Origin of the sequence: Pseudomonas sp. NBRC 111132 (genome assembly GCF_001320565.1) — a bacterium.
Lineage (GTDB): Bacteria > Pseudomonadota > Gammaproteobacteria > Pseudomonadales > Pseudomonadaceae > Aquipseudomonas > Aquipseudomonas putida_P.
On sequence record NZ_BCBI01000047.1, the window covers coordinates 17,483 to 37,531 of the forward strand.

Here is a 20,049-nt window from a genome sequence, read left to right on the forward strand (position 1 = left end):
TGGGCTAGAGGTCGCGGTGGCGGACCTGGACGTTTTTCAGGGTTTGCTGCAGGTGTTGGCCAAGGCGCTCGGTGATGTACACCGAACGGTGATGGCCGCCGGTGCAGCCGATGGCAATGGTGACATAAGCGCGGTTGCTGGCGGCGAAGCGGGGCAACCACTTGAGCAGATAGCCCGAAATGTCGTTGTACATGTCTTCGACATCCGGCTGGGCAGCCAGGTAGTCGATCACTGGCTGGTCGAGGCCCGAGTGCTCTCGCAGCTCGGGCTTCCAGTAGGGGTTGGGCAGGCAGCGCACATCGAACACCAGGTCGGCGTCGACCGGCATGCCGCGCTTGAAGCCGAACGACTCGACCAGGAACGCAGTGCCAGGCTCGGGTTGGTTGAGCAGGCGCAGCTTGATCGAGTCACGCAGCTGATACAGGTTCAGGTTGGTGGTGTCGATTTTCAGGTCGGCCAGGTCGGCGATCGGCCCCAGCAAATCGCTTTCCACGCGGATTGCTTCCGCGAGCGAGCGGTTGGCGTTGGTCAGCGGGTGGCGGCGGCGGGTTTCCGAGAAACGCTTGAGCAGCATATCTTCGTCGGCATCCAGAAACAGCACGTCGCACTGGATGTTCCGCGCGCGGGCTTCTTCGAGCAATTCGGGGAAGCGCGTCAGGTGGCTGGGCAGGTTGCGTGCGTCGATCGACACGGCAACCTTCGGTTGCAGCAGTTCGGTGTTGATCAGTGCGTCTTCCGCCAACTGCGGCAGCAGCCCGGCCGGCAGGTTGTCGATGCAGTAGAAACCGTTGTCTTCCAGGGCATCGAGGGCAGTGCTCTTGCCGGAGCCGGACCGGCCGCTGACAATGATCAGGCGCATGTTCAGTGCTCGTTCTGTACGTCCAGGACAACCTGGAACAGGGCCTCACTGCTGGTGGCCGCACGCAGGCGATCACGGACCTCCTTGCGATCGAGCATGCTGGCGATCTGACGCAGCAGTTCCAGATGCGCATCGGTAGCGGCTTCGGGCACCAGGAGGACGAACATCAGGTCCACCGGCGCGCCATCGATGGCGTCGTAATCGATAGGTGCTTCAAGGTGCAGCAGGGCGCTGACAGGAGCGGAACATCCTTCAAGCCGGCAGTGCGGAATGGCGATGCCATTGCCGAAACCGGTAGAACCGAGTTTTTCCCGGGCGACCAGTTTTTCGAAGACGTCCTGCATCTCCAGTTCTGGCACTTGATCGGCGATGACGGTGGCGACCTTTTCCAGGGCGCGCTTCTTGCTGCCGCCCGGCACGTTCACAAGGGAGCGGCCGGGGGTCAGGATGGTTTCAAGTCGGATCATGGATGGGGGGGATCAGCGGGCAGCTGCACCTTGCAGCAGGCTTTGCTGTTTTTCCTTGTGTTTTTTCAGTTGGCGGTCGAGCTTGTCGGCCAAGGCGTCGATCGCTGCATACATATCTTCGTGTTCGGCGTTGGCTACCACTTCGCCGCCGGGAATCTGCAGGGTCGCTTCGACCTTCTGCTGCAGCTTCTCGACTTTCATGATGACCTGCACGTTGGTGATCTTGTCGAAGTGACTTTCCACGCGAGCTAGCTTTTCAAGCACATAATCGCGAAGTGGCTGGGTGACTTCTACATGCTGTCCACTGATATTGACTTGCATACAGCTTCTCCTTTGTTGCCCGTGCATAAAGAAGCAGGTCTTGCACCTGCCCCACAAACGCTGTGGCACATCTCAGGGGCTACATCAGTCGCTTGCGCTCGCTCGACGGTGCGATGCCGAGGGACTCGCGGTACTTGGCGACGGTGCGACGGGCTACCTGGATGCCTTGTGCCTCCAGTAAACCAGCGATCTTGCTGTCACTCAATGGCTTTTTCTGATTTTCCGCTGCAACCAGTTTTTTGATGATCGCGCGGATCGCCGTGGACGAGCATTCTCCGCCTTCGGAGGTGCTGACGTGGCTGGAGAAAAAGTATTTCAGTTCGTAGATGCCACGCGGTGTGTGCATGTACTTTTGCGTGGTAACCCGCGAAATGGTCGACTCGTGCATGCCCACCGCTTCGGCGATGTCGTGCAACACCAACGGCTTCATTGCTTCATCGCCGTGGTCAAGGAAGCCGCGCTGGTGCTCGACGATCTGCGTGGCAACCTTCATCAGTGTTTCATTGCGGCTTTGCAGGCTCTTGATGAACCAGCGCGCTTCTTGCAGCTGGTTGCGCATGAAGGTGTTGTCGGCGCTGGTGTCGGCACGGCGTACGAAGCCCGCGTACTGTGGGTTGACGCGCAGGCGTGGGATGGCTTCCTGGTTCAGCTCCACCAGCCAGCGCTCGCTGTCCTTGCGCACGATGACGTCAGGCACTACGTACTCGGGCTCGCTGGATTCGATCTGCGAACCGGGGCGCGGGTTGAGGCTTTGCACCAGCTCGATGACCTGGCGCAGCTCGTCTTCCTTGATTTTCATGCGCCGCATCAACTGGCTGTAGTCGCGGCTGCCGAGCAGGTCGATGAAATCGGTGACCAGGCGCTTGGCTTCGGTCATCCACGGGGTGCTGGCGGGCAGTTGGCGCAGTTGCAGCAGCAGGCATTCGCCCAGGTTACGTGCGCCCACGCCAGCTGGCTCGAACTGCTGGATGCGGTGCAGTACCGCTTCGACTTCGTCCAGCTCGATATCCAGCTCAGGGTCGAAACCTGCGCAGATTTCCTCGAGGGTGTCTTCCAGATACCCCTGGCCGTTGATGCTGTCGATCAGGGTTACGGCGATCAGGCGGTCGGTATCGGACATCGGCGCCAGGTTCAGCTGCCACAGCAGGTGGCTTTGCAGGCTCTCGCCGGCCGATGTGCGGGTGGTGAAGTCCCACTCGTCGTCATCGTTGCTCGGCAGGCTGCTGGCGCTGGTCTGGTAGATGTCTTCCCAGGCGGTATCGACCGGAAGCTCGTTGGGGATGCGCTCGCTCCACTCACCGTCTTCCAGGCTGTCGGCACTGACAGTGCTTTCCTGGAAGCTATTGTCCTGGGCTTCGGCGGCCGGCTTGTTTTCGGCGTTGTCCGCCATCGGGTCGCTGTTGTCGAAGTCGTCGCCGTCTTCCTGACGTTCGAGCATCGGGTTCGACTCCAGCGCTTCCTGGATTTCCTGTTGGAGGTCCAGGGTGGAAAGCTGGAGCAGACGGATGGCCTGTTGCAACTGCGGTGTCATCGTCAGTTGCTGGCCCATTTTTAGGACGAGCGATGGTTTCATGGCTGGGGCTTAATACCTTGTTCGCCGGCGCGCATGCGCCATCCACTACACGAGGGCGCCGAGGCGCCAGATCAAGCAAGTTTTATGCCTTAAATTGTAGCGTTTGCCTAGAGTACCGTAACAACTTTACCCGTAGTTTTGGGGCTATTTGCCGGTACTCCAGGCGCGCCTCGGGTCAGAGGCGGAACTCGTGGCCCAGGTAAACCTCTTTGACCAGATCGTTGGCAAGGATGGTTTCGGCGTCGCCTTCGGCAATCAACCGGCCATCGTTGACGATGTAGGCGGTTTCGCAGATATCCAGGGTCTCACGCACGTTGTGGTCGGTGATCAGTACACCGATACCTTTGGCCTTGAGGTGGTGGATGATCTGCTTGATGTCGCCGACCGAGATCGGGTCGACACCTGCGAACGGTTCGTCCAGCAGGATGAACTTGGGTGCGGTCGCCAGGGCGCGGGCAATTTCGACGCGGCGGCGTTCACCGCCGGACAGGCTCATGCCGAGGTTGTCGCGGATGTGGCTGATGTGGAACTCCTGCAGCAGGCTTTCCAGCTCCTTGCGGCGGCCTTCGCGGTCCAGGTCCTTGCGGGTTTCGAGGATGGCCATGATGTTGTCGGCCACCGACAGCTTGCGGAAGATCGAAGCTTCCTGCGGCAGGTAGCCGATACCGGCGCGCGCACGGCCATGCATGGGCTGATGGCTGACATCGAGGTTGTCGATCAGTACCCGGCCCTGTTCGGCCTGGACCAGCCCGACGATCATGTAGAAGCAGGTGGTCTTGCCGGCGCCGTTAGGGCCGAGCAGGCCGACGATCTGGCCGCTGTCGATCGACAGGCTGACATCACGTACCACCTGCCGGCCCTTGTAGCTCTTGGCCAGGTGCTGGGCTTTGAGGGTTGCCATTTACTCGGCCTTCTTCTTGGGCTGGATCACCATGTCGATACGCTGACGCGGTGTAGTCACGTTGCCACCGCGACCGGCGGTCGCCACCTGGGTCTGGGTGTTGTAGACGATCTTCTCGCCTTCGGTGGTGTTGCCTTCGTTCTCGACCTTGGCGCGGTCGGTGAGGATCACCAGGTCCTTCTGCGACTGGTACTGGATGGTCACGCCCCAGCCCTTCATCTTGTCCGGCTTGGCGGCGCTCTGCTGCTGCTCGAAGTAGGCCAGGTTGCCCACCGAGGTCACCACGTCGATATCGCCGGAGGCGGAACGGGTGATGGTCACGGTGTTGCCTTTGATCATCATCGAACCCTGGGTGATGATCACGTCGCCGGTGTAAGTGGCCACGCCTTGCTTGTCATCCAGGTGGGCGTTATCGGCCTGGATGCGGATAGGCTGGTCACGGTCATTCGGCAGGGCGAGGGCGCTCGCGCTTCCCAGTGCTGCGCTCAGGCTGAGCAAAAGGGGGAGGGTTTTAACGAGCCTCATACTGTCCTCTTACGTTAGAGAGCAAGTCCATCTTGCCTTCTTTCAAATACGCTTTCATTCCTTTGCCCGTAGTTGTGCCACCGGCGCCGTCGATTCTAACGGCTTGCTCGGTCTGCGCATATTGCTTCTGCGGGAACACGGTCATGCGTGAGCTGGTAATGATGGTTTCACGCTGCTTTTCGTCGGTGCGGGCAACCCGTACCTTGTCGATCAGCTCGACCTCGGTACCGTCCGGGTTGACCTCGGCGCGGGTGCTTTGCACGTGCCACGGGTATTCGGTGCCGCGGTACATGTGCAGGTCCGGCGTGGTCAGCAGGGTAATTTCGCTGGCCTTGAGGTGCTCGACCTTGTCGGCGGTCATTTCGTACTGCAGCTTGCCGTCGGGCAGGAACTGCACGCTGTGGGCGTTGATCGCGTAATAGTCGATGGCGCTTTCGTCGACTTGGGCCACCGGCTTGTCGAGGAAGCTTTCCGGGCTGACATTCCAGTAGCCAATGGCTACCAGCAGGGCGGCGATCGCCCCGAGCAGCACAATGTTTCGGGCTTTCTTGCTGAACATGGGCAGCCTTACAGGTAGTTGGCGTTGGCAGCGTCCAGGGTGCCCTGGGCCTGCATGATCAGTTCGCAGAATTCACGGGCCGCGCCTTCGCCACCGCGTGCCTGGGTCACGCCATGAGCGTGCTGGCGTACGAACGGTGCGGCGTTGGCTACAGCCATGCCCAGTGCCACCCGGCGAATCACCGGCAGGTCGGGCAGGTCATCCCCCAGGTAGGCCACTTGATCATAGCTTAGGCCCAGTTCGGCGAGCAGGCCGTCAAGCACCACCAATTTATCCTCGCGCCCCTGATACAGGTGCGGGATACCGAGGTTCTTGGCGCGACGCTCGACCACCGGGGTCTTGCGCCCGCTGATGATGGCGGTGGTCACCCCCGAGGCCATGAGCATCTTGATGCCCTGGCCATCGAGCGTGTTGAAGGTCTTGAATTCGCTGCCGTCCTCGAGGAAGTACAGGCGCCCGTCGGTGAGCACGCCGTCCACGTCGAATACCGCGAGCTTGATGCTCTTGCCGCGTTGCATGAGGTCCTGGTTCATTCCATCGCTCCTTTACATTACGCCGGCGCGCAGCAGGTCGTGCATGTTCAGGGCGCCGGTCGGGCGGTCCTCGCGGTCCACCACCACCAGGGCGCCGATCTTGTGGTCTTCCATGATCTTCAGGGCTTCGGCGGCGAGCATTTCGGCCCGCGCGGTCTTGCCATGAACGGTCATGACCTGGTCGATCAGGGTGGTGTGCACATCGATGTTGCGGTCCAGGCTGCGGCGCAGGTCGCCGTCGGTGAAGATCCCGGCCAGCTTGCCATCGGGCTCGACGATCACGGTCATGCCCAAACCTTTGCGGGACATTTCAAGCAGCGCATCCTTGAGCAGGGTGCCGCGAGGTACCTGAGGCAGCTCATCGCCGCTGTGCATGACGTTCTCGACCTTCAGCAGCAGGCGGCGGCCCAGCGCACCGCCTGGGTGCGAGAAGGCGAAGTCCTCGGCGGTGAAACCGCGGGCCTCGAGCAGGGCGATGGCCAGCGCGTCACCCAGTACCAGCGATGCCGTGGTGGAGGAGGTGGGCGCCAGGTTGAGCGGGCAGGCTTCTTGCTCGACACGGGCGTCGAGGTTGACCTCGGCGGCCTGGGCCAGCGGCGAGTCCGGGTTGCCGGTCAGGCTGATAAGTTTGATGCCCAGGCGTTTGATCAGCGGCAGCAGGGTGACGATTTCGGCAGTGCTGCCGGAATTCGACAGGGCAAGGATGACATCATCGCGGGTGATCATGCCCATGTCGCCATGGCTGGCTTCGGCCGGATGTACGAAAAACGCCGGGGTGCCGGTGCTGGCGAGGGTTGCGGCGATCTTGTTGCCGATGTGCCCGGACTTGCCCATGCCGACCACGACAACCCGGCCCTTGCTGGCCAGGATGAGTTCGCAGGCCTTGACGAAATTGTCGTCGATGCGCGCCAGCAGGGCCTCTACGGCCTCGAGTTCCAGGCGCAGGGTGCGTTGGGCGGATTGGATCAGCTCGCTGGATTGGCTCATGTCGAAAAAGCAGTGCCTGATGAAAAGGCCGCGATTATACGCGCAATGAAGAAAACCCTCACCCCTTCGATTGCTGTAGCGAATGTCATCAAAGCCTGTCTCGGGGCTGAACGACTGCTTGCCTGGCCTTGGGGCGGCGCTGTCAGCGGTGCTATAGTTCGCCGCTATTCGGCCTGCCAGGGGTGCGTGTGCCTTCCTGATGGAGGCCGGCGTCCATTAGGACGAGGCTGCACTAGCAAGGAGTCTAGATGAGTGTGGATAGCGCCTACGCGGTCGAGTTGAAGGGGGTTACCTTCAAACGCGGTTCGCGCAGCATTTTCAGCAACGTCGACATCCGCATCCCGCGCGGCAAGGTCACCGGCATCATGGGACCATCGGGTTGCGGCAAGACCACGTTGCTCCGCCTGATGGGCGCGCAGCTGCGCCCTTCCAGCGGTGAGGTATGGGTGGCCGGCCAGAACCTGCCGACGCTGTCGCGCAGCGACCTGTTCGACGCCCGCAAGCAGATGGGTGTGCTGTTCCAGAGCGGCGCGCTGTTCACCGACCTCGACGTGTTCGAGAACGTCGCGTTCCCGCTGCGCGTGCATACCCAGCTGTCGGATGAAATGATCCGTGACATCGTGTTGATGAAGCTGCAGGCCGTGGGCCTGCGCGGCGCCATCGACCTGATGCCCGACGAGCTGTCCGGTGGCATGAAGCGCCGAGTGGCGCTGGCTCGAGCGATTGCCCTGGACCCGCAGATCCTCATGTACGACGAACCGTTCGTCGGCCAGGACCCGATCGCCATGGGGGTACTTGTGCGCCTGATCCGCCTGCTCAACGACGCCCTGGGCATCACCAGCATCGTGGTTTCCCATGACCTGGCAGAAACCGCCAGCATTGCCGATTACATCTACGTGGTAGGTGATGGTCAGGTGCTGGGCCAGGGCACGCCTGATGAGCTGATGGGCTCGGACAACCCACGGATTCGCCAATTCATGAAAGGCGACCCGGACGGCCCGGTACCCTTCCACTTTCCCGCGCCTGACTACCGCGCCGACCTGCTGGGGGCGCGTTGATGCGCAGAAAATCCTTACTCGAACGTGTCCGTCTGCTGGGCCGTTCGGCAATCGACGTGCTGGCCGTGCTCGGGCGTTCGTGCCTGTTCCTGTTCCATGCGCTGGTCGGTCGCGGCGGCATTGGCGGCGGCTTCCAACTGCTGACCAAGCAGCTGTACTCGGTGGGTGTGCTGTCGCTGGCGATCGTTGTCGTGTCCGGGGTATTCATCGGCATGGTGCTGGCGCTGCAGGGTTACAGCATCCTGACCAAATACGGCTCGGAACAGGCGGTAGGGCAAATGGTTGCCCTGACCCTGCTGCGTGAGCTTGGCCCGGTGGTGACGGCGCTGCTGTTCGCGGGCCGTGCCGGTTCCGCGTTGACCGCCGAAATCGGCAACATGAAGTCCACCGAGCAATTGTCGAGCCTGGAAATGATTGGCGTCGACCCGCTCAAGTACATCGTTGCGCCACGTTTGTGGGCCGGTTTCATCTCGCTGCCGCTGCTGGCGCTGATCTTCAGCGTGGTCGGTATCTGGGGTGGCTCGTGGGTGGCGGTGGACTGGCTGGGCGTCTACGAGGGCTCGTTCTGGGCCAACATGCAGAACAGTGTTTCATTCACTGACGACGTGCTCAACGGGCTGGTCAAGAGCCTGGTGTTCGCTTTCGTCACAACCTGGATCGCCGTTTTCCAGGGGTACGACTGTGAGCCCACCTCAGAAGGGATCAGCCGTGCCACCACCAAGACCGTGGTCTATGCCTCGTTGGCAGTGCTGGGTCTGGACTTTATTCTGACCGCCTTGATGTTTGGAGATTTCTGATGCAAAACCGCACCCTGGAAATCGGTGTCGGCCTGTTCCTCCTGGCCGGGATCCTGGCGCTGCTGCTGCTGGCCCTGCGAGTCAGCGGGCTGTCGGCCAGCCCGAGCAGCGATACCTATAAAGTTTATGCCTACTTCGACAATATCGCCGGTTTGACGGTCAGAGCTAAAGTGACAATGGCCGGTGTGACCATCGGCAAGGTCACCGCCATCGATCTGGACCGTGATTCCTACACCGGTCGGGTGACGCTGCAACTGGACAAGTCGGTGGACAACCTGCCGACCGACTCCACTGCCTCGATCCTGACCGCAGGTCTGCTTGGCGAGAAGTACATCGGCATCAGCGTGGGCGGTGAAGACCAGGTGCTCAAGGAGGGCGCGACCATCCATGACACCCAGTCGGCACTGGTGCTGGAAGATCTGATTGGCAAGTTCCTGCTCAACTCTGTTGGCAAGGAACCGAAAGAAGCGCAACCGGCTAATTAAGGAGTTTCCATGATTTCGATCCTGCGACGTGGCTTGCTGGTCCTGCTGGCGGCCTTCCCCTTGCTGACCATGGCTGCGCAGACACCGCACGATGTGGTCCAGGGCACCACCAATGAACTGCTCGGCGACCTCAAGGCCAACAAGGAGCAGTACAAGTCCAACCCCAACGCCTTCTATGAATCGCTGAACCGCATTCTTGGACCGGTGGTGGACGCAGACGGTATTTCCCGCAGCATCATGACCGTCAAGTACTCGCGCAAGGCTACCCCGGAGCAGATGCAGCGCTTCCAGGAAAACTTCAAGCGCAGCCTGATGCAGTTCTATGGCAATGCCCTGCTCGAATACAACAACCAGGGTATCGTTGTCGATCCGGCCAAGGCCGATGACGGCAAGCGCGCCAGTGTCGGCATGAAGGTGACCGGCAACAACGGTGCCGTGTACCCGGTGCAGTACACCCTGGAAAACATCGGCGGTGAGTGGAAGGTGCGTAACGTGATCGTCAATGGCATCAATATTGGCAAACTGTTCCGCGATCAGTTCGCCGATGCCATGCAGCGCAACGGCAACGACCTGGACAAGACCATCGATGGCTGGGCCGGCGAAGTGGCCAAGGCCAAGCAGGCGGCCGACAACTCGCCAGAGAAGACCGTCCAATGAGTGAGGCCGGTGTGAGCATGGCCGAGCCGGGCGTACTGCGCCTGGCGGGTGTGCTGGACTACCGCAGCGGCCCGGCCTTGCGCAAGCAGGGCAAGGCGCTGATCGACGGTTCTCGCGAGCCACGTCTGGTGCTTGATTGCTCGGCTGTCGAGAAGTCGTCGAGTGTCGGCTTGTCGCTATTGCTTGCGTACATTCGCGACGCGCAGGCCACCGGCAAGGCGTGCGAGGTACGTGGCATGCCCGACGACATGCGGGAAATTGCCGGGGTCTATGACCTTGATGAAGTGCTGGCAACCTGATGGCCCGGCGCGGATGATGGCCCCTCGGTCAGCGAAGCCTTCGTTGGGCTTCGCAGGCGAGGGGCTTTTTTGTATGATGGCCGACCCGTGCGCATCGGGCGCCGATTGAGGTTGAGCATGCAGGCCGTAGAAGTTAAAAGCTTCCTTGAAGAGAAATTGCCGGGTTCCCGGGTCGAAGTTGAAGGCGAAGGCTGCAACTTCCAGTTGAACGTGATCAGCGACGAGTTGGCTGGCCTGAGCCCGGTCAAACGCCAGCAGGCGATCTATGCTCACCTGAATCCGTGGATCGCCAATGGCAGCATCCATGCGGTAACCATGAAATTTTTCAGCAGCGCAGCCTGGGCTGAGCGCACCTGAGCCAACTTGGCGGCGAGATTCCAATGGACAAACTGATTATTACTGGCGGCGCTCGTCTTGACGGCGAGATCCGCATTTCGGGCGCGAAAAACGCAGCCCTGCCGATTCTGGCGGCGACCCTGCTGGCCGATGGCCCGGTCACCGTGGGCAACCTGCCACACCTGCACGACATCACCACCATGATCGAGCTGTTCGGGCGCATGGGCATCGAGCCTGTGATCGACGAAAAGCTGTCGGTGGAGATCGACCCACGTACCATCAAGACCCTGGTTGCGCCTTACGAACTGGTCAAGACCATGCGCGCCTCGATCCTGGTGCTGGGCCCGATGGTTGCCCGATTCGGCGAAGCCGAAGTGGCCTTGCCTGGCGGCTGCGCCATTGGTTCGCGCCCGGTCGACCTGCACATCCGCGGCCTTGAGGCCATGGGTGCGAAGATCGAAGTAGAAGGCGGCTACATCAAGGCCAAGGCACCTGAAGGTGGCCTGCGTGGCGCGCACTTCTTCTTCGACACCGTGAGCGTGACCGGTACCGAGAACATCATGATGGCCGCAGCCCTGGCCAAGGGCCGCAGCGTGCTGCAGAACGCCGCGCGCGAGCCTGAAGTGGTTGACCTGGCCAACTTCATCAACGCCATGGGCGGCAACGTCCAGGGCGCTGGCACCGATACCATCACCATCGATGGCGTCGAGCGCCTGCACTCGGCCAACTACCGTGTGATGCCGGACCGTATCGAAACCGGTACCTACCTGGTCGCCGCCGCCGTGACCGGTGGCCGCGTCAAGGTCAAGGACACCGACCCGACCATCCTTGAAGCCGTACTGGAAAAACTCAAGGAAGCCGGCGCTGACATCAACACTGGCGAAGACTGGATCGAGCTGGACATGCACGGCAAGCGGCCCAAAGCCGTCAACCTGCGTACGGCCCCGTACCCGGCGTTCCCGACCGACATGCAGGCGCAGTTCATCTCGCTGAACGCCATTGCCGAAGGCACTGGCGCGGTGATCGAGACCATCTTCGAAAACCGCTTCATGCACGTTTACGAAATGCACCGCATGGGCGCGCAGATCCAGGTCGAAGGCAACACTGCCATCGTCACCGGCGTCAAGGCGCTGAAAGGCGCGCCGGTCATGGCCACCGACCTGCGAGCTTCCGCCAGCCTGGTATTGTCGGCGCTGGTTGCCGAAGGCGATACGTTGATCGATCGCATCTACCACATCGACCGTGGTTACGAGTGTATCGAAGAGAAACTGCAGATGCTCGGCGCAAAAATCCGCCGCGTACCGGGCTAAACAGCCCGCTGGTGCAAGGACGCACCTTTCGAATTGAATGCGGCCAGGTCGATGACCTGGCCGGCAGCAGCCGCTTAAGGACCGACGTTCCAATGTTGACCATCGCGCTTTCCAAAGGCCGTATTCTCGACGATACCCTGCCGTTGCTGGCCGAGGCCGGTATCGTGCCGACCGAGAACCCGGACAAGAGCCGCAAACTGATCATCCCCACCACGCAGGACGACGTGCGCCTGCTGATCGTGCGTGCCACCGATGTGCCGACCTATGTCGAGCATGGTGCTGCCGACCTGGGTGTGGCCGGCAAGGACGTGCTGATGGAGTACGGCGGCCAGGGCCTGTACGAGCCCCTGGACCTGCAGATTGCCCAGTGCAAGCTGATGACCGCTGGCGTGGTCGGCGCACCCGAGCCCAAGGGCCGCCTGCGTGTGGCCACCAAGTTCGTCAACGTAGCCAAGCGCTACTACGCCGAACAAGGCCGCCAGGTCGACATCATCAAGCTGTATGGCTCGATGGAGCTGGCACCGCTGATCAACCTTGCCGACAAGATCATCGACGTGGTCGACACCGGCAACACCCTGCGTGCCAACGGCCTGGAGCCCCAGGAACTGATCGCCACGATCAGCTCGCGCCTGGTGGTCAACAAAGCCTCCATGAAGATGCAGCACGCCCGCATCCAGAACTTGATCGACACGCTGCGCCAAGCGGTCGAATCGCGACACCGCGGCTGATTCCTGAGCGCGGCCTTCGCTGTCGCGCCCGTCTATCCGCGTCATAGCCATTTTTCTCAGGTGCCCGCGCGGATGGACTGGTAGCCTAGGGCGCCTGAGCATTCGCTAATAATCGAGGCCCTCGCCATGACCGTGTCCACTGCAATTGCCCGTCTCAACGCTGCTGATCCGGATTTCGCCCGACATCTGGATCATCTGCTGAGCTGGGAAAGTGTGTCTGATGACGCGGTCAACCAGCGCGTGCTCGACATCATCAAGGCCGTGCGTGAGCGTGGCGATGCCGCGCTGGTGGAATTCACCCAGCGTTTCGATGGTGTCGATGCGAAGTCGATTGAAGACCTGATCCTCAACCGCGAACGCCTGGAACTGGCGCTGACCCGCATTACCCCTATCCAGCGCGAAGCCCTGGAAAAGGCCGCCAACCGTGTGCGCATGTACCACGAACGGCAGAAGCAGGACTCCTGGCAGTACACCGAAGCCGACGGCACCGTGCTCGGCCAGAAAGTCACCCCACTGGACCGTGCGGGCCTGTACGTGCCAGGCGGCAAGGCGTCGTACCCATCGTCGGTGCTGATGAACGCCATCCCGGCCAAGGTTGCCGGCGTGGCCGAAGTGGTGATGGTAGTGCCGACCCCGCGTGGTGAGGTCAACGAACTGGTGCTGGCCGCCGCGTGCATCGCCGGTGTCGACCGTGTGTTCACCGTCGGGGGGGCTCAGGCTGTCGCTGCGCTGGCCTACGGTACCGAAAGCGTGCCGCAGGTCGACAAGATCGTCGGCCCTGGCAACATCTACGTTGCCACCGCCAAGCGCCACGTGTTCGGCCAGGTAGGCATCGACATGATCGCCGGCCCGTCAGAAATCCTCGTGGTCTGCGACGGCCAGACCGACCCGGACTGGATCGCCATGGACCTGTTCTCCCAGGCCGAACACGACGAAGACGCCCAGGCCATTCTGGTTAGCCCGGATGCCGCCTTCCTCGACCGCGTTGCCGCCAGCATCGACAAGCTGATGCCGACCATGGAGCGTGCCGAGATCATCGAGAAGTCGATCAATGGCCGTGGCGCGCTGATCCAGGTGCGTGACATGCAGCAGGCCATGGATGTGGCCAACCGCATCGCCCCGGAGCACCTGGAGTTGTCGGTGGCCGACCCGCAGGCCTGGCTGCCGCACATTCGCCACGCTGGCGCGATCTTCATGGGCCGCCACACCAGCGAAGCGCTGGGCGACTACTGCGCCGGCCCCAACCACGTGCTGCCCACCTCCGGCACCGCGCGCTTCTCGTCGCCGCTGGGGGTGTATGACTTCCAGAAGCGTTCGTCGATCATCTTCTGCTCCGAGCAGGGTGCATCCGAATTGGGCCACACCGCCTCGGTCCTGGCCCGTGGCGAGTCGCTGACCGCCCACGCCCGTAGCGCCGAATACCGTATCCTGACCCAAGACAAGGGGAACTGAGCATGAGTCGATTCTGGAGCCCCTTCGTCAAGGACCTGGTGCCTTACGTGCCGGGCGAGCAACCCAAGCTGGCCCGCCTGGTCAAGCTGAACACCAACGAAAACCCCTATGGCCCGTCGCCCAAGGCGCTGGAGGCCATGCGTGGCGAGTTGAACGACAACCTGCGCTTGTACCCGGACCCGAACGGTGATCGCCTCAAACAAGCGGTGGCCGAGTACTACGGCGTGACACCGGCGCAAGTGTTTGTCGGCAACGGCTCGGACGAGGTGCTGGCGCACATCTTCCACGGTCTGTTCCAGCACGATGCACCGCTGCTGTTCCCCGATATCAGCTACAGCTTCTACCCGGTGTACTGTGGCCTGTACGGTATCGCCTTCGAACAGGTGGCGCTGGACGAGCAGTTCCAGATCCGCATCGAGGATTACAACAAGCCCAATGCAGGCATCATCTTCCCCAACCCCAACGCGCCGACCGGCTGCTTGATGCCGCTGCAAGCGGTGGAGCAATTGCTGCTGGCCAACCGTGATTCGGTGGTGGTGGTGGATGAGGCCTACATTGATTTCGGTGGTGAAACGGCCATCAGCCTGGTGGACCGCTACGATAATCTGTTGGTGACCCAGACGCTGTCGAAGTCGCGTTCGCTGGCAGGCTTGCGCGTTGGCCTGGCGGTTGGGCACCCCGACCTGATCGAGGCACTGGAGCGAATCAAGAACAGCTTCAACTCCTACCCGTTGGACCGTGCGGCCATCGTCGGCGCGGCGGTGGCGTTCGAGGATCGCGAGTACTTCGAGCAAACCTGCCGCAAGGTGATCGAAAGCCGCGAAGTGCTGGTTGGCGAGCTGCAGGCCAAGGGCTTCGAGGTGTTGCCATCAGCGGCCAACTTCATCTTCGCCCGCCACCCGCAGCAGGATGCCGGCGAGCTGGCGGCACGGCTGCGCGAGCAGGGCGTGATCGTGCGCCACTTCAAACAGCCACGCATCGCCCAGTTCCTGCGTATCACCATCGGTACACCGGAGATGAACCAGGCGCTGCTGGACGCGTTGAGCTGACTGTATCCGCAGCCTTCGCGGGGCGGCCTGGGGTGACGAACGCCTTGGCCGCCGGCCGGTTGCGCACCGCCGCCGGTGTACCATCGAGCACCAGCACATAATCGTTCTGCTTTCCCATGCCCTCCGGATCAGTCCATTGCCCGTCGCTGGCTGCTACCTGGGCAACCACTTGCCCGTTCTTGATGATCGTCAGGTAGCCATCGGCGTTGCTGTTCCAGCGCAGCCGCCCTGTGTTCTCATCGGCCCGCACCTTGCGTACGCCGGTGTTGCCCAGCAAAGGTGTGCCGTCCAGTAGCCACTCCGGCTGCAGCTTGAGGCCCATGTGGCGCAACACCGTGGGCGCTACCGAGGTTTGCGCAGGTAGCCCATACAGGTTGTTGGGGCCAGGCATTTCTGCGGGAATGCTCAGTTCGGTCAGTTCCTGATTCAGCGGCTTGCTGCTGGCGATGAAGATGCTCTTCTCCTGCTCTGAAACGCTGCCGTGGCCTTTTCCCCAATAATCCCGGCCGTGGTCGGTGCTGACGATAACCAGCCAGTCTTCCTGCGGGAACATGCGGCGCCGCTGGTCCACCTTGACCAGTAAATGCCCGATCTCGATGTCCACCTTGCGCAATGCCTGCAGGTAGCGCTGGCCGTAACCCTCTTTGTGGCCGACTTGGTCAGGTTCGTCCAGTTGAATGAAGGTGAAGTCGGCAGGTGTATTGCCGAGGATCTGCAACGTACGTTCGGTCACCTGTGCATCCGTCAAACCACTTTCGCGCACGTCGGCGCCGTGCGCGTCTTCCAGCAGAAATGCCGTGTTGATGGGGGGCCAGTTGACGATGCTGGCAAGGTAAGCGTTAGGGAAAGCCTGGCGTAACCGCTTGAACAGGCTGGGAAAGGCCGGGTTTACCCGCTGTGAGTCGGCGTTTGAGTCAACGCCATGTTTGTTGCTCCACACGCCGGTCAGCAAGGTGACCCAGCCGGGACCGCTCAAGGTCGGTTGTTCGCTGGCCGTGCCATTGATGCCACCGGCGTAGGCCTTGCCGTAGTAAAGCCGTTGCGCCAAGTTGGTGGCGTCGCCCAGTTGCAGGTACTGCTGCAATTGCACGCCGCCAAGGCCAATGAACAAGGCTTTGGGCTGGCTTGGATGCCGGGCCGGCTCGCAGCCCGGCAGCAGGGCCAGGAGCAGCAGTAACAACAGGTTCACGCGTCGCATCAACGTATACCTTGAGAGTACGTTGTGAGCGTTGCAACAAAGGCCTATGCCCACAACTGGCAGAAATGACAGGTGGTTTACGGCGTTGCCCGCTATCCAGTAAGCTGCGCAAATTCATCGGATGATTGGTTGAGTGGCATGAGTACAGAATTGACCAAGCGTTCCTTGGTGGAACTGGCGGTTGAACGTATGCGCGAACGCATCGTTTTGGGCGACTGGCAGGTCGGCCAGCGCCTGCCGACCGAACCGGAACTGGCCCTGCAGCTGGGCATCAGCCGTAACACCGTCCGTGAGGCCATGCGCGTGCTGGCTTTCAGTGGCCTGGTAGAAATCCGCCAGGGTGATGGCAGCTACCTGCGCACGGCCCAGGACCCGCTGCAGGCGGTGCAGGCAATGTCGCGCTGCACCCCCGAGCAGGCCCGCGAAACCCGCCATATCCTCGAAACCGAGGCTATCGGCCTGGCGGCCTTGCGACGTACCGACGCCGACCTGCAGGCGCTACGTGATGCCCTGGCAGGCAGTGCCGGGCACTTTCACGGGGATGTCGATGCCTATGTGACGTGTGATCTGGTGTTTCACCAACGGCTGGTCGATGCCGCCCACAACCCGGCGTTAAGCGAGCTGTATCGTTACTTTTCCGGGGTGGTGGCTGCCGCGCTGCAGCGCAACATGGCGACCGTGCCACGCTGCCAGGCCACGTTCGACCTGCATGGGCAGATCCTCGACGCCATCGAGCAACGCGACGCGGAGCGGGCCAAGCGCCTGAGCCGTACCCTCATCGAATCCTGACTCCGAGAAGGCCATGGCTGAATCAATCACACGCAATACCCCGCCAAAGGAGCGCGAGCTCGATGAGCTGCTGATCGACGCTGAAGCTGACGACGAGCAGGTGCAGCAGCAGCCCGTGCTGCTGAGGCGGCCCTGGTTTTTGTTGCTGGGCCTGGTGCTGGTGGCGTTGAACTTGCGCCCGGCGCTGTCGAGCATGGCGCCGGTGCTGGGCCAGGTGTCCGAGGGCCTGGGGCTCAATGCCTCGCAGGCAGGCTTGCTGACCACCTTGCCGGTGCTGTGCCTGGGCCTGTTCGCGCCGCTGGCGCCTGCGCTGGCACGGCGTTTTGGCAGCGAGCGGGTGATCGTCGGCATTCTGGTTACCCTGGCGCTGGGTATCGGGGTGCGAAGCACCTTCGGCGTCACCGGGGTGTTTCTCGGTAGCCTGATGGCGGGTGCCAGCATCGGCATTATCGGCGTGTTGCTGCCGGGTATCGTCAAGCGCGATTTCCCGCAGCACGCTGGCACGCTGACCGGTGTGTACACCATGGCTTTGTGCCTGGGCGCGGCCATGGCGGCGGGGGCCACCGTACCCTTGGCCCAGCATTTCGACGGCAGTTGGGCGCTGGGGCTGGGCTTCTGGGGGCTGCCGGCCTTGCTGGCCATGCTGGTGTGGCTGCCTCAGGCCCGGCACGGGCATGGCCTGCACAAGGTTGCCTATCGCGTGCGTGGCCTGTGGCGCGACCCGCTGGCCTGGCAGGTGACCCTGTACATGGGGCTGCAGTCGTCGTTGGCCTACATCGTCTTTGGCTGGTTGCCGTCGATCCTGATCGGCCGCGGCCTAAGCCCGACCGAGGCGGGGCTGGTGCTGTCGGGCTCGGTGATCGTGCAGTTGATCAGCTCGCTCACAGCACCTTGGTTGGCCACCCGTGGCAAGGACCAACGGCTGGCTATCGTGGTGGTCATGTTGATCACCCTGGCGGGGTTGTTCGGTTGCCTGTATGCACCGATCTCCGGGCTGTGGGGCTGGGCCGTGGTGCTTGGTCTGGGGCAGGGCGGTACTTTTGCCCTGGCGCTGACCTTGATCGTGCTGCGCTCGAAGGACGCGCACGTTGCGGCAAACCTGTCGAGCATGGCCCAGGGGGTCGGTTACACCCTGGCGTCAATGGGGCCATTTGCGGTGGGGTTGGTGCATGACATGACCGGGGGCTGGGCGGCAGTGGGGTGGATTTTCGCGGTGCTGGGTACTGGCGCCATCGTGTTCGGGCTGGGGGCCGGGCGGGCGTTGCATGTACAGGTGATAAGCGAGAAGGCCTGAGTGCCGGCACTGGTATAAGCCTTCGGGGCGGATTATCGTGCTGCTTTCGACCCGAGGACGGACCAGCCCCCATGAGCGACGCCAACCGCGACCTGATCACCCGCTTCTACCAGGCCTTCCAGCGCCTGGATGCCGAGGCCATGCTGGCCTGCTACAGCGACGATATCGTTTTCAGCGACCCGGTGTTCGGGACCCTGCGCGGCAAGGACGCGGGCGATATGTGGCGGATGCTCACCAGCCGCGCCAAAAACTTCACCCTGACGTTCGACAGCGTCCGTGCTGATGAGCGCACGGGTGCTGCGCACTGGGTGGCAACCTACCTGTTCAGCCAGACCGGCCGCGTCGTGGTCAATGACATCCAGGCGCGCTTTGTCATTCGCGATGGGCTGATCTGCCAGCATGACGACACGTTCGACCTGTGGCGCTGGTCGCGGCAGGCGCTTGGGGTGCCCGGCATGTTGCTGGGTTGGTCGCCGCTGTTGCAGAACAAGGTCCGCCTGCAAGCATTCAAGGGTTTGCGCGCCTTCCAGCAGGCCCAAGGTGAGTGAAGTCGTCGAACCTGTGGTTGGTAAACCCTGGTTTGTCTACCTGGTACGGGCGGCCAATGGCTCGTTGTATTGCGGCATCAGCGATGATCCGCAACGGCGCTTCGTGGCACATCAGAAGGGGCAGGGCGCCCGCTACTTCAAGACCAGCCCGGCCCAGGCGCTGGTGTATGTGGAGCAGTGGCCGGATAAAGGCGAAGCGTTGCGCCAGGAACGGTTGGTGAAGCGGCTGCGCAAGTCGGCGAAGGAGGCACTGGTGGCCTCCTTCAAAGGCGTTGGGGGAATCAGTCCTTGCGGCGCTTCAGCTGATCGACCAACGTCGTCGGCAGCCCCTTGATGATCAGGGTGCCCGCAGCTTCGTCATATTCAACCTTGTCACCCAGCAAGTGCGCCTCGAAGCTGATCGACAGGCCTTCGGCGCGCCCGGTGAAGCGGCGGAACTGGTTCAGTGTGCGTTTGTCCGCGGGGATTTCCGGCGACAGGCCGTAGTCCTTGTTGCGGATATGGTCGTAGAACGCTTTGGGCCGGTCCTCGTCGATCAGGCTGGACAGTTCCTCCAGCGTCACCGGTTCGCCCAGCTTGGTCTGGGTGGTGGCGTACTCGACCAGGGTCTGGGTCTTTTCGCGGGCGGATTCTTCCGGCAGGTCTTCGCTTTCGACAAAGTCGCTGAAGGCCTTGAGCAGGGTACGGGTTTCGCCCGGGCCATCAACGCCTTCCTGGCAGCCGATGAAATCGCGGAAGTAATCCGAGACCTTCTTGCCGTTCTTGCCCTTGATGAACGAAATGTACTGCTTGGAGTTCTGGTTGTTCTTCCACTCCGACAGGTTGATGCGCGCCGCCAGGTGCAGCTGGCCAAGGTCGAGGTGACGTGACGGGGTGACGTCCAGCTCGGCGTTCACCGCCACGCCTTCGCTGTGGTGCAGCAGGGCGATTGCCAGGTACTCGGTCATGCCTTGCTGGTAGTGGGCAAACAGGATGTGCCCGCCGGTGGACAGGTTGGACTCTTCCATCAGCTTCTGCAGGTGCTCGACGGCGACGCGGCTGAAGGCGGTGAAGTCCTTTTCCTCATCCAGGTACTGTTTGAGCCAGCCGCTCAGCGGGTAGGCCCCCGATTCGCCGTGGAAAAACCCCCAGGCCTTGCCTTGCTTGGCGTTATAGCTGTCATTGAGGTCGGCCAGCAGGTTTTCGATGGCATCGGAGGCCGCCAGTTCAGAGTCGCGAGCATGCAGCACGGCGGGGCTGCCATCGGGCTTTTTGTCGATCAGGTGAACGATGCAATGACGAATTGGCATGGAATTCTCGGCGAGCTGCAAAAGTCGCCAAGTTT

25 protein-coding genes are annotated in these 20,049 nt (G+C 62.0%); 14 read left to right on the forward strand and 11 right to left on the reverse strand.

All coding sequences use genetic code 11. The annotated features are described in order from the left end of the window. Positions 1-4 precede the first annotated feature (4 nt). The 9 genes from rapZ to APH35_RS20410 form a co-directional block, all read right to left on the reverse strand. Positions 5-859, reverse strand: coding sequence for an RNase adapter RapZ (rapZ, locus tag APH35_RS20370; protein ID WP_060515351.1), 855 nt, complete (start codon positions 857-859; stop codon positions 5-7). Positions 860-861: 2 nt separating this feature from the next. Further along, positions 862-1,326, reverse strand: coding sequence for a PTS IIA-like nitrogen regulatory protein PtsN (gene ptsN, locus APH35_RS20375; protein ID WP_060493438.1), 465 nt, complete (start codon positions 1,324-1,326; stop codon positions 862-864). Positions 1,327-1,338: 12 nt separating this feature from the next. Further along, positions 1,339-1,647 (reverse strand): ribosome hibernation-promoting factor, HPF/YfiA family, encoded by a 309-nt coding sequence (gene hpf, locus APH35_RS20380; protein ID WP_003255135.1) that lies wholly within the window; start codon positions 1,645-1,647, stop codon positions 1,339-1,341. A 79-nt stretch (positions 1,648-1,726) separates the two neighbouring features. Further along, positions 1,727-3,220, reverse strand: a complete 1,494-nt coding sequence (locus tag APH35_RS20385; RefSeq protein ID WP_041166385.1) for an RNA polymerase factor sigma-54 — start codon at positions 3,218-3,220, stop codon at positions 1,727-1,729. Between the two features lie 175 nt (positions 3,221-3,395). After that, a complete protein-coding gene (gene lptB / locus APH35_RS20390; protein ID WP_012270657.1) occupies positions 3,396-4,121 on the reverse strand; it encodes an LPS export ABC transporter ATP-binding protein in 726 nt (241 codons plus the stop codon). Then, positions 4,122-4,646 (reverse strand): lipopolysaccharide transport periplasmic protein LptA, encoded by a 525-nt coding sequence (lptA, locus tag APH35_RS20395; protein ID WP_012270658.1) that lies wholly within the window; start codon positions 4,644-4,646, stop codon positions 4,122-4,124. It abuts the gene before it with no gap. Then, positions 4,633-5,205, reverse strand: coding sequence for an LPS export ABC transporter periplasmic protein LptC (gene lptC, locus APH35_RS20400; RefSeq protein WP_012270659.1), 573 nt, complete (start codon positions 5,203-5,205; stop codon positions 4,633-4,635). Before lptC ends, lptA begins: the two co-directional genes overlap by 14 nt. Positions 5,206-5,213: 8 nt before the next feature. Then, entirely contained in the window at positions 5,214-5,738 is a 525-nt protein-coding gene (locus APH35_RS20405) for a KdsC family phosphatase (RefSeq protein WP_012270660.1), read from the reverse strand. A 12-nt stretch (positions 5,739-5,750) separates the two neighbouring features. Next, positions 5,751-6,725 (reverse strand): KpsF/GutQ family sugar-phosphate isomerase, encoded by a 975-nt coding sequence (locus APH35_RS20410; RefSeq protein ID WP_012270661.1) that lies wholly within the window; start codon positions 6,723-6,725, stop codon positions 5,751-5,753. Between the two features lie 248 nt (positions 6,726-6,973). On the opposite strand from APH35_RS20410, the gene APH35_RS20415 reads away from it, so the two are divergent. The 10 genes from APH35_RS20415 (at position 6,974) to hisC (ending at position 14,896) form a co-directional block, all read left to right on the forward strand. Continuing rightward, complete coding sequence (locus tag APH35_RS20415) at positions 6,974-7,783, forward strand: ATP-binding cassette domain-containing protein (RefSeq protein ID WP_012270662.1); 810 nt, start codon at positions 6,974-6,976, stop codon at positions 7,781-7,783. Further along, entirely contained in the window at positions 7,783-8,580 is a 798-nt protein-coding gene (gene mlaE, locus APH35_RS20420) for a lipid asymmetry maintenance ABC transporter permease subunit MlaE (RefSeq protein WP_012270663.1), read from the forward strand. Before APH35_RS20415 ends, mlaE begins: the two co-directional genes overlap by 1 nt. Next, on the forward strand, positions 8,580-9,065 hold the full coding sequence (gene mlaD / locus APH35_RS20425; protein WP_012270664.1) for an outer membrane lipid asymmetry maintenance protein MlaD: 486 nt from the start codon (positions 8,580-8,582) through the stop codon (positions 9,063-9,065). The genes mlaE and mlaD overlap by 1 nt, the downstream gene beginning before the upstream one ends. A gap of 9 nt (positions 9,066-9,074) precedes the next feature. Next, positions 9,075-9,722 carry an MlaC/ttg2D family ABC transporter substrate-binding protein gene (locus APH35_RS20430; protein WP_012270665.1) on the forward strand — a complete coding sequence of 216 codons (648 nt, stop codon included), beginning with the start codon at positions 9,075-9,077 and terminating at the stop codon, positions 9,720-9,722. Then, entirely contained in the window at positions 9,719-10,021 is a 303-nt protein-coding gene (locus APH35_RS20435; protein WP_012270666.1) for an STAS domain-containing protein, read from the forward strand. Before APH35_RS20430 ends, APH35_RS20435 begins: the two co-directional genes overlap by 4 nt. A 117-nt stretch (positions 10,022-10,138) precedes the next feature. Further along, positions 10,139-10,378: a BolA family protein gene (locus APH35_RS20440; protein WP_003255121.1), complete on the forward strand. Its 240-nt coding sequence runs from the start codon at positions 10,139-10,141 to the stop codon at positions 10,376-10,378. 23 nt (positions 10,379-10,401) lie between these two features. After that, the gene (gene murA / locus APH35_RS20445; protein WP_012270667.1) at positions 10,402-11,667 is read left to right on the forward strand and encodes a UDP-N-acetylglucosamine 1-carboxyvinyltransferase; all 1,266 of its coding nucleotides are present in this window, start codon (positions 10,402-10,404) and stop codon (positions 11,665-11,667) included. A 92-nt stretch (positions 11,668-11,759) separates the two neighbouring features. Beyond that, the gene (hisG, locus tag APH35_RS20450; protein WP_012270668.1) at positions 11,760-12,395 is read left to right on the forward strand and encodes an ATP phosphoribosyltransferase; all 636 of its coding nucleotides are present in this window, start codon (positions 11,760-11,762) and stop codon (positions 12,393-12,395) included. Positions 12,396-12,521: 126 nt separating this feature from the next. Then, the gene (gene hisD, locus APH35_RS20455; RefSeq protein WP_012270669.1) at positions 12,522-13,847 is read left to right on the forward strand and encodes a histidinol dehydrogenase; all 1,326 of its coding nucleotides are present in this window, start codon (positions 12,522-12,524) and stop codon (positions 13,845-13,847) included. A gap of 2 nt (positions 13,848-13,849) precedes the next feature. Next, complete coding sequence (hisC, locus tag APH35_RS20460) at positions 13,850-14,896, forward strand: histidinol-phosphate transaminase (protein WP_060493436.1); 1,047 nt, start codon at positions 13,850-13,852, stop codon at positions 14,894-14,896. On the opposite strand, the gene APH35_RS20465 is transcribed toward hisC, so the two are convergent. After that, on the reverse strand, positions 14,844-16,094 hold the full coding sequence (locus APH35_RS20465; RefSeq protein WP_060515352.1) for an alkaline phosphatase family protein: 1,251 nt from the start codon (positions 16,092-16,094) through the stop codon (positions 14,844-14,846). The two genes, hisC and APH35_RS20465, sit on opposite strands and share 53 nt — an antisense overlap. Before the next feature lie 138 nt (positions 16,095-16,232). Between APH35_RS20465 and APH35_RS20470 the strand changes: the two genes are divergently transcribed. The 4 genes from APH35_RS20470 to APH35_RS20485 all read left to right on the forward strand — a co-directional run bounded on the left by APH35_RS20470 (position 16,233) and on the right by APH35_RS20485 (position 19,059). After that, positions 16,233-16,883: a FadR/GntR family transcriptional regulator gene (locus tag APH35_RS20470; RefSeq protein ID WP_012270672.1), complete on the forward strand. Its 651-nt coding sequence runs from the start codon at positions 16,233-16,235 to the stop codon at positions 16,881-16,883. 13 nt (positions 16,884-16,896) lie between these two features. Beyond that, positions 16,897-18,177: a CynX/NimT family MFS transporter gene (locus APH35_RS20475; protein WP_060515353.1), complete on the forward strand. Its 1,281-nt coding sequence runs from the start codon at positions 16,897-16,899 to the stop codon at positions 18,175-18,177. Positions 18,178-18,248: 71 nt separating this feature from the next. Then, complete coding sequence (locus APH35_RS20480; RefSeq protein ID WP_060493433.1) at positions 18,249-18,725, forward strand: nuclear transport factor 2 family protein; 477 nt, start codon at positions 18,249-18,251, stop codon at positions 18,723-18,725. Next, positions 18,718-19,059: a GIY-YIG nuclease family protein gene (locus APH35_RS20485; protein ID WP_012270675.1), complete on the forward strand. Its 342-nt coding sequence runs from the start codon at positions 18,718-18,720 to the stop codon at positions 19,057-19,059. The genes APH35_RS20480 and APH35_RS20485 overlap by 8 nt, the downstream gene beginning before the upstream one ends. On the opposite strand, the gene yejK is transcribed toward APH35_RS20485, so the two are convergent. After that, positions 19,007-20,014 carry a nucleoid-associated protein YejK gene (gene yejK / locus APH35_RS20490; RefSeq protein WP_012270676.1) on the reverse strand — a complete coding sequence of 336 codons (1,008 nt, stop codon included), beginning with the start codon at positions 20,012-20,014 and terminating at the stop codon, positions 19,007-19,009. The two genes, APH35_RS20485 and yejK, sit on opposite strands and share 53 nt — an antisense overlap. Positions 20,015-20,049 lie beyond the last annotated feature (35 nt).

What these genes read in the sequence shown, in the direction of transcription:
- rapZ (WP_060515351.1), bottom strand. Translation starts at nt 859, where the DNA reads ATGCGCCTGATCATTGTCAGCGGCCGGTCCGGCTCCGGCAAGAGCACT.
- ptsN (WP_060493438.1), bottom strand. Translation starts at nt 1,326, where the DNA reads ATGATCCGACTTGAAACCATCCTGACCCCCGGCCGCTCCCTTGTGAAC.
- hpf (WP_003255135.1), bottom strand. Translation starts at nt 1,647, where the DNA reads ATGCAAGTCAATATCAGTGGACAGCATGTAGAAGTCACCCAGCCACTT.
- APH35_RS20385 (WP_041166385.1), bottom strand. Translation starts at nt 3,220, where the DNA reads ATGAAACCATCGCTCGTCCTAAAAATGGGCCAGCAACTGACGATGACA.
- lptB (WP_012270657.1), bottom strand. Translation starts at nt 4,121, where the DNA reads ATGGCAACCCTCAAAGCCCAGCACCTGGCCAAGAGCTACAAGGGCCGG.
- lptA (WP_012270658.1), bottom strand. Translation starts at nt 4,646, where the DNA reads ATGAGGCTCGTTAAAACCCTCCCCCTTTTGCTCAGCCTGAGCGCAGCA.
- lptC (WP_012270659.1), bottom strand. Translation starts at nt 5,205, where the DNA reads ATGTTCAGCAAGAAAGCCCGAAACATTGTGCTGCTCGGGGCGATCGCC.
- APH35_RS20405 (WP_012270660.1), bottom strand. Translation starts at nt 5,738, where the DNA reads ATGAACCAGGACCTCATGCAACGCGGCAAGAGCATCAAGCTCGCGGTA.
- APH35_RS20410 (WP_012270661.1), bottom strand. Translation starts at nt 6,725, where the DNA reads ATGAGCCAATCCAGCGAGCTGATCCAATCCGCCCAACGCACCCTGCGC.
- APH35_RS20415 (WP_012270662.1), top strand. Translation starts at nt 6,974, where the DNA reads ATGAGTGTGGATAGCGCCTACGCGGTCGAGTTGAAGGGGGTTACCTTC.
- mlaE (WP_012270663.1), top strand. Translation starts at nt 7,783, where the DNA reads ATGCGCAGAAAATCCTTACTCGAACGTGTCCGTCTGCTGGGCCGTTCG.
- mlaD (WP_012270664.1), top strand. Translation starts at nt 8,580, where the DNA reads ATGCAAAACCGCACCCTGGAAATCGGTGTCGGCCTGTTCCTCCTGGCC.
- APH35_RS20430 (WP_012270665.1), top strand. Translation starts at nt 9,075, where the DNA reads ATGATTTCGATCCTGCGACGTGGCTTGCTGGTCCTGCTGGCGGCCTTC.
- APH35_RS20435 (WP_012270666.1), top strand. Translation starts at nt 9,719, where the DNA reads ATGAGTGAGGCCGGTGTGAGCATGGCCGAGCCGGGCGTACTGCGCCTG.
- APH35_RS20440 (WP_003255121.1), top strand. Translation starts at nt 10,139, where the DNA reads ATGCAGGCCGTAGAAGTTAAAAGCTTCCTTGAAGAGAAATTGCCGGGT.
- murA (WP_012270667.1), top strand. Translation starts at nt 10,402, where the DNA reads ATGGACAAACTGATTATTACTGGCGGCGCTCGTCTTGACGGCGAGATC.
- hisG (WP_012270668.1), top strand. Translation starts at nt 11,760, where the DNA reads ATGTTGACCATCGCGCTTTCCAAAGGCCGTATTCTCGACGATACCCTG.
- hisD (WP_012270669.1), top strand. Translation starts at nt 12,522, where the DNA reads ATGACCGTGTCCACTGCAATTGCCCGTCTCAACGCTGCTGATCCGGAT.
- hisC (WP_060493436.1), top strand. Translation starts at nt 13,850, where the DNA reads ATGAGTCGATTCTGGAGCCCCTTCGTCAAGGACCTGGTGCCTTACGTG.
- APH35_RS20465 (WP_060515352.1), bottom strand. Translation starts at nt 16,094, where the DNA reads ATGCGACGCGTGAACCTGTTGTTACTGCTGCTCCTGGCCCTGCTGCCG.
- APH35_RS20470 (WP_012270672.1), top strand. Translation starts at nt 16,233, where the DNA reads ATGAGTACAGAATTGACCAAGCGTTCCTTGGTGGAACTGGCGGTTGAA.
- APH35_RS20475 (WP_060515353.1), top strand. Translation starts at nt 16,897, where the DNA reads ATGGCTGAATCAATCACACGCAATACCCCGCCAAAGGAGCGCGAGCTC.
- APH35_RS20480 (WP_060493433.1), top strand. Translation starts at nt 18,249, where the DNA reads ATGAGCGACGCCAACCGCGACCTGATCACCCGCTTCTACCAGGCCTTC.
- yejK (WP_012270676.1), bottom strand. Translation starts at nt 20,014, where the DNA reads ATGCCAATTCGTCATTGCATCGTTCACCTGATCGACAAAAAGCCCGAT.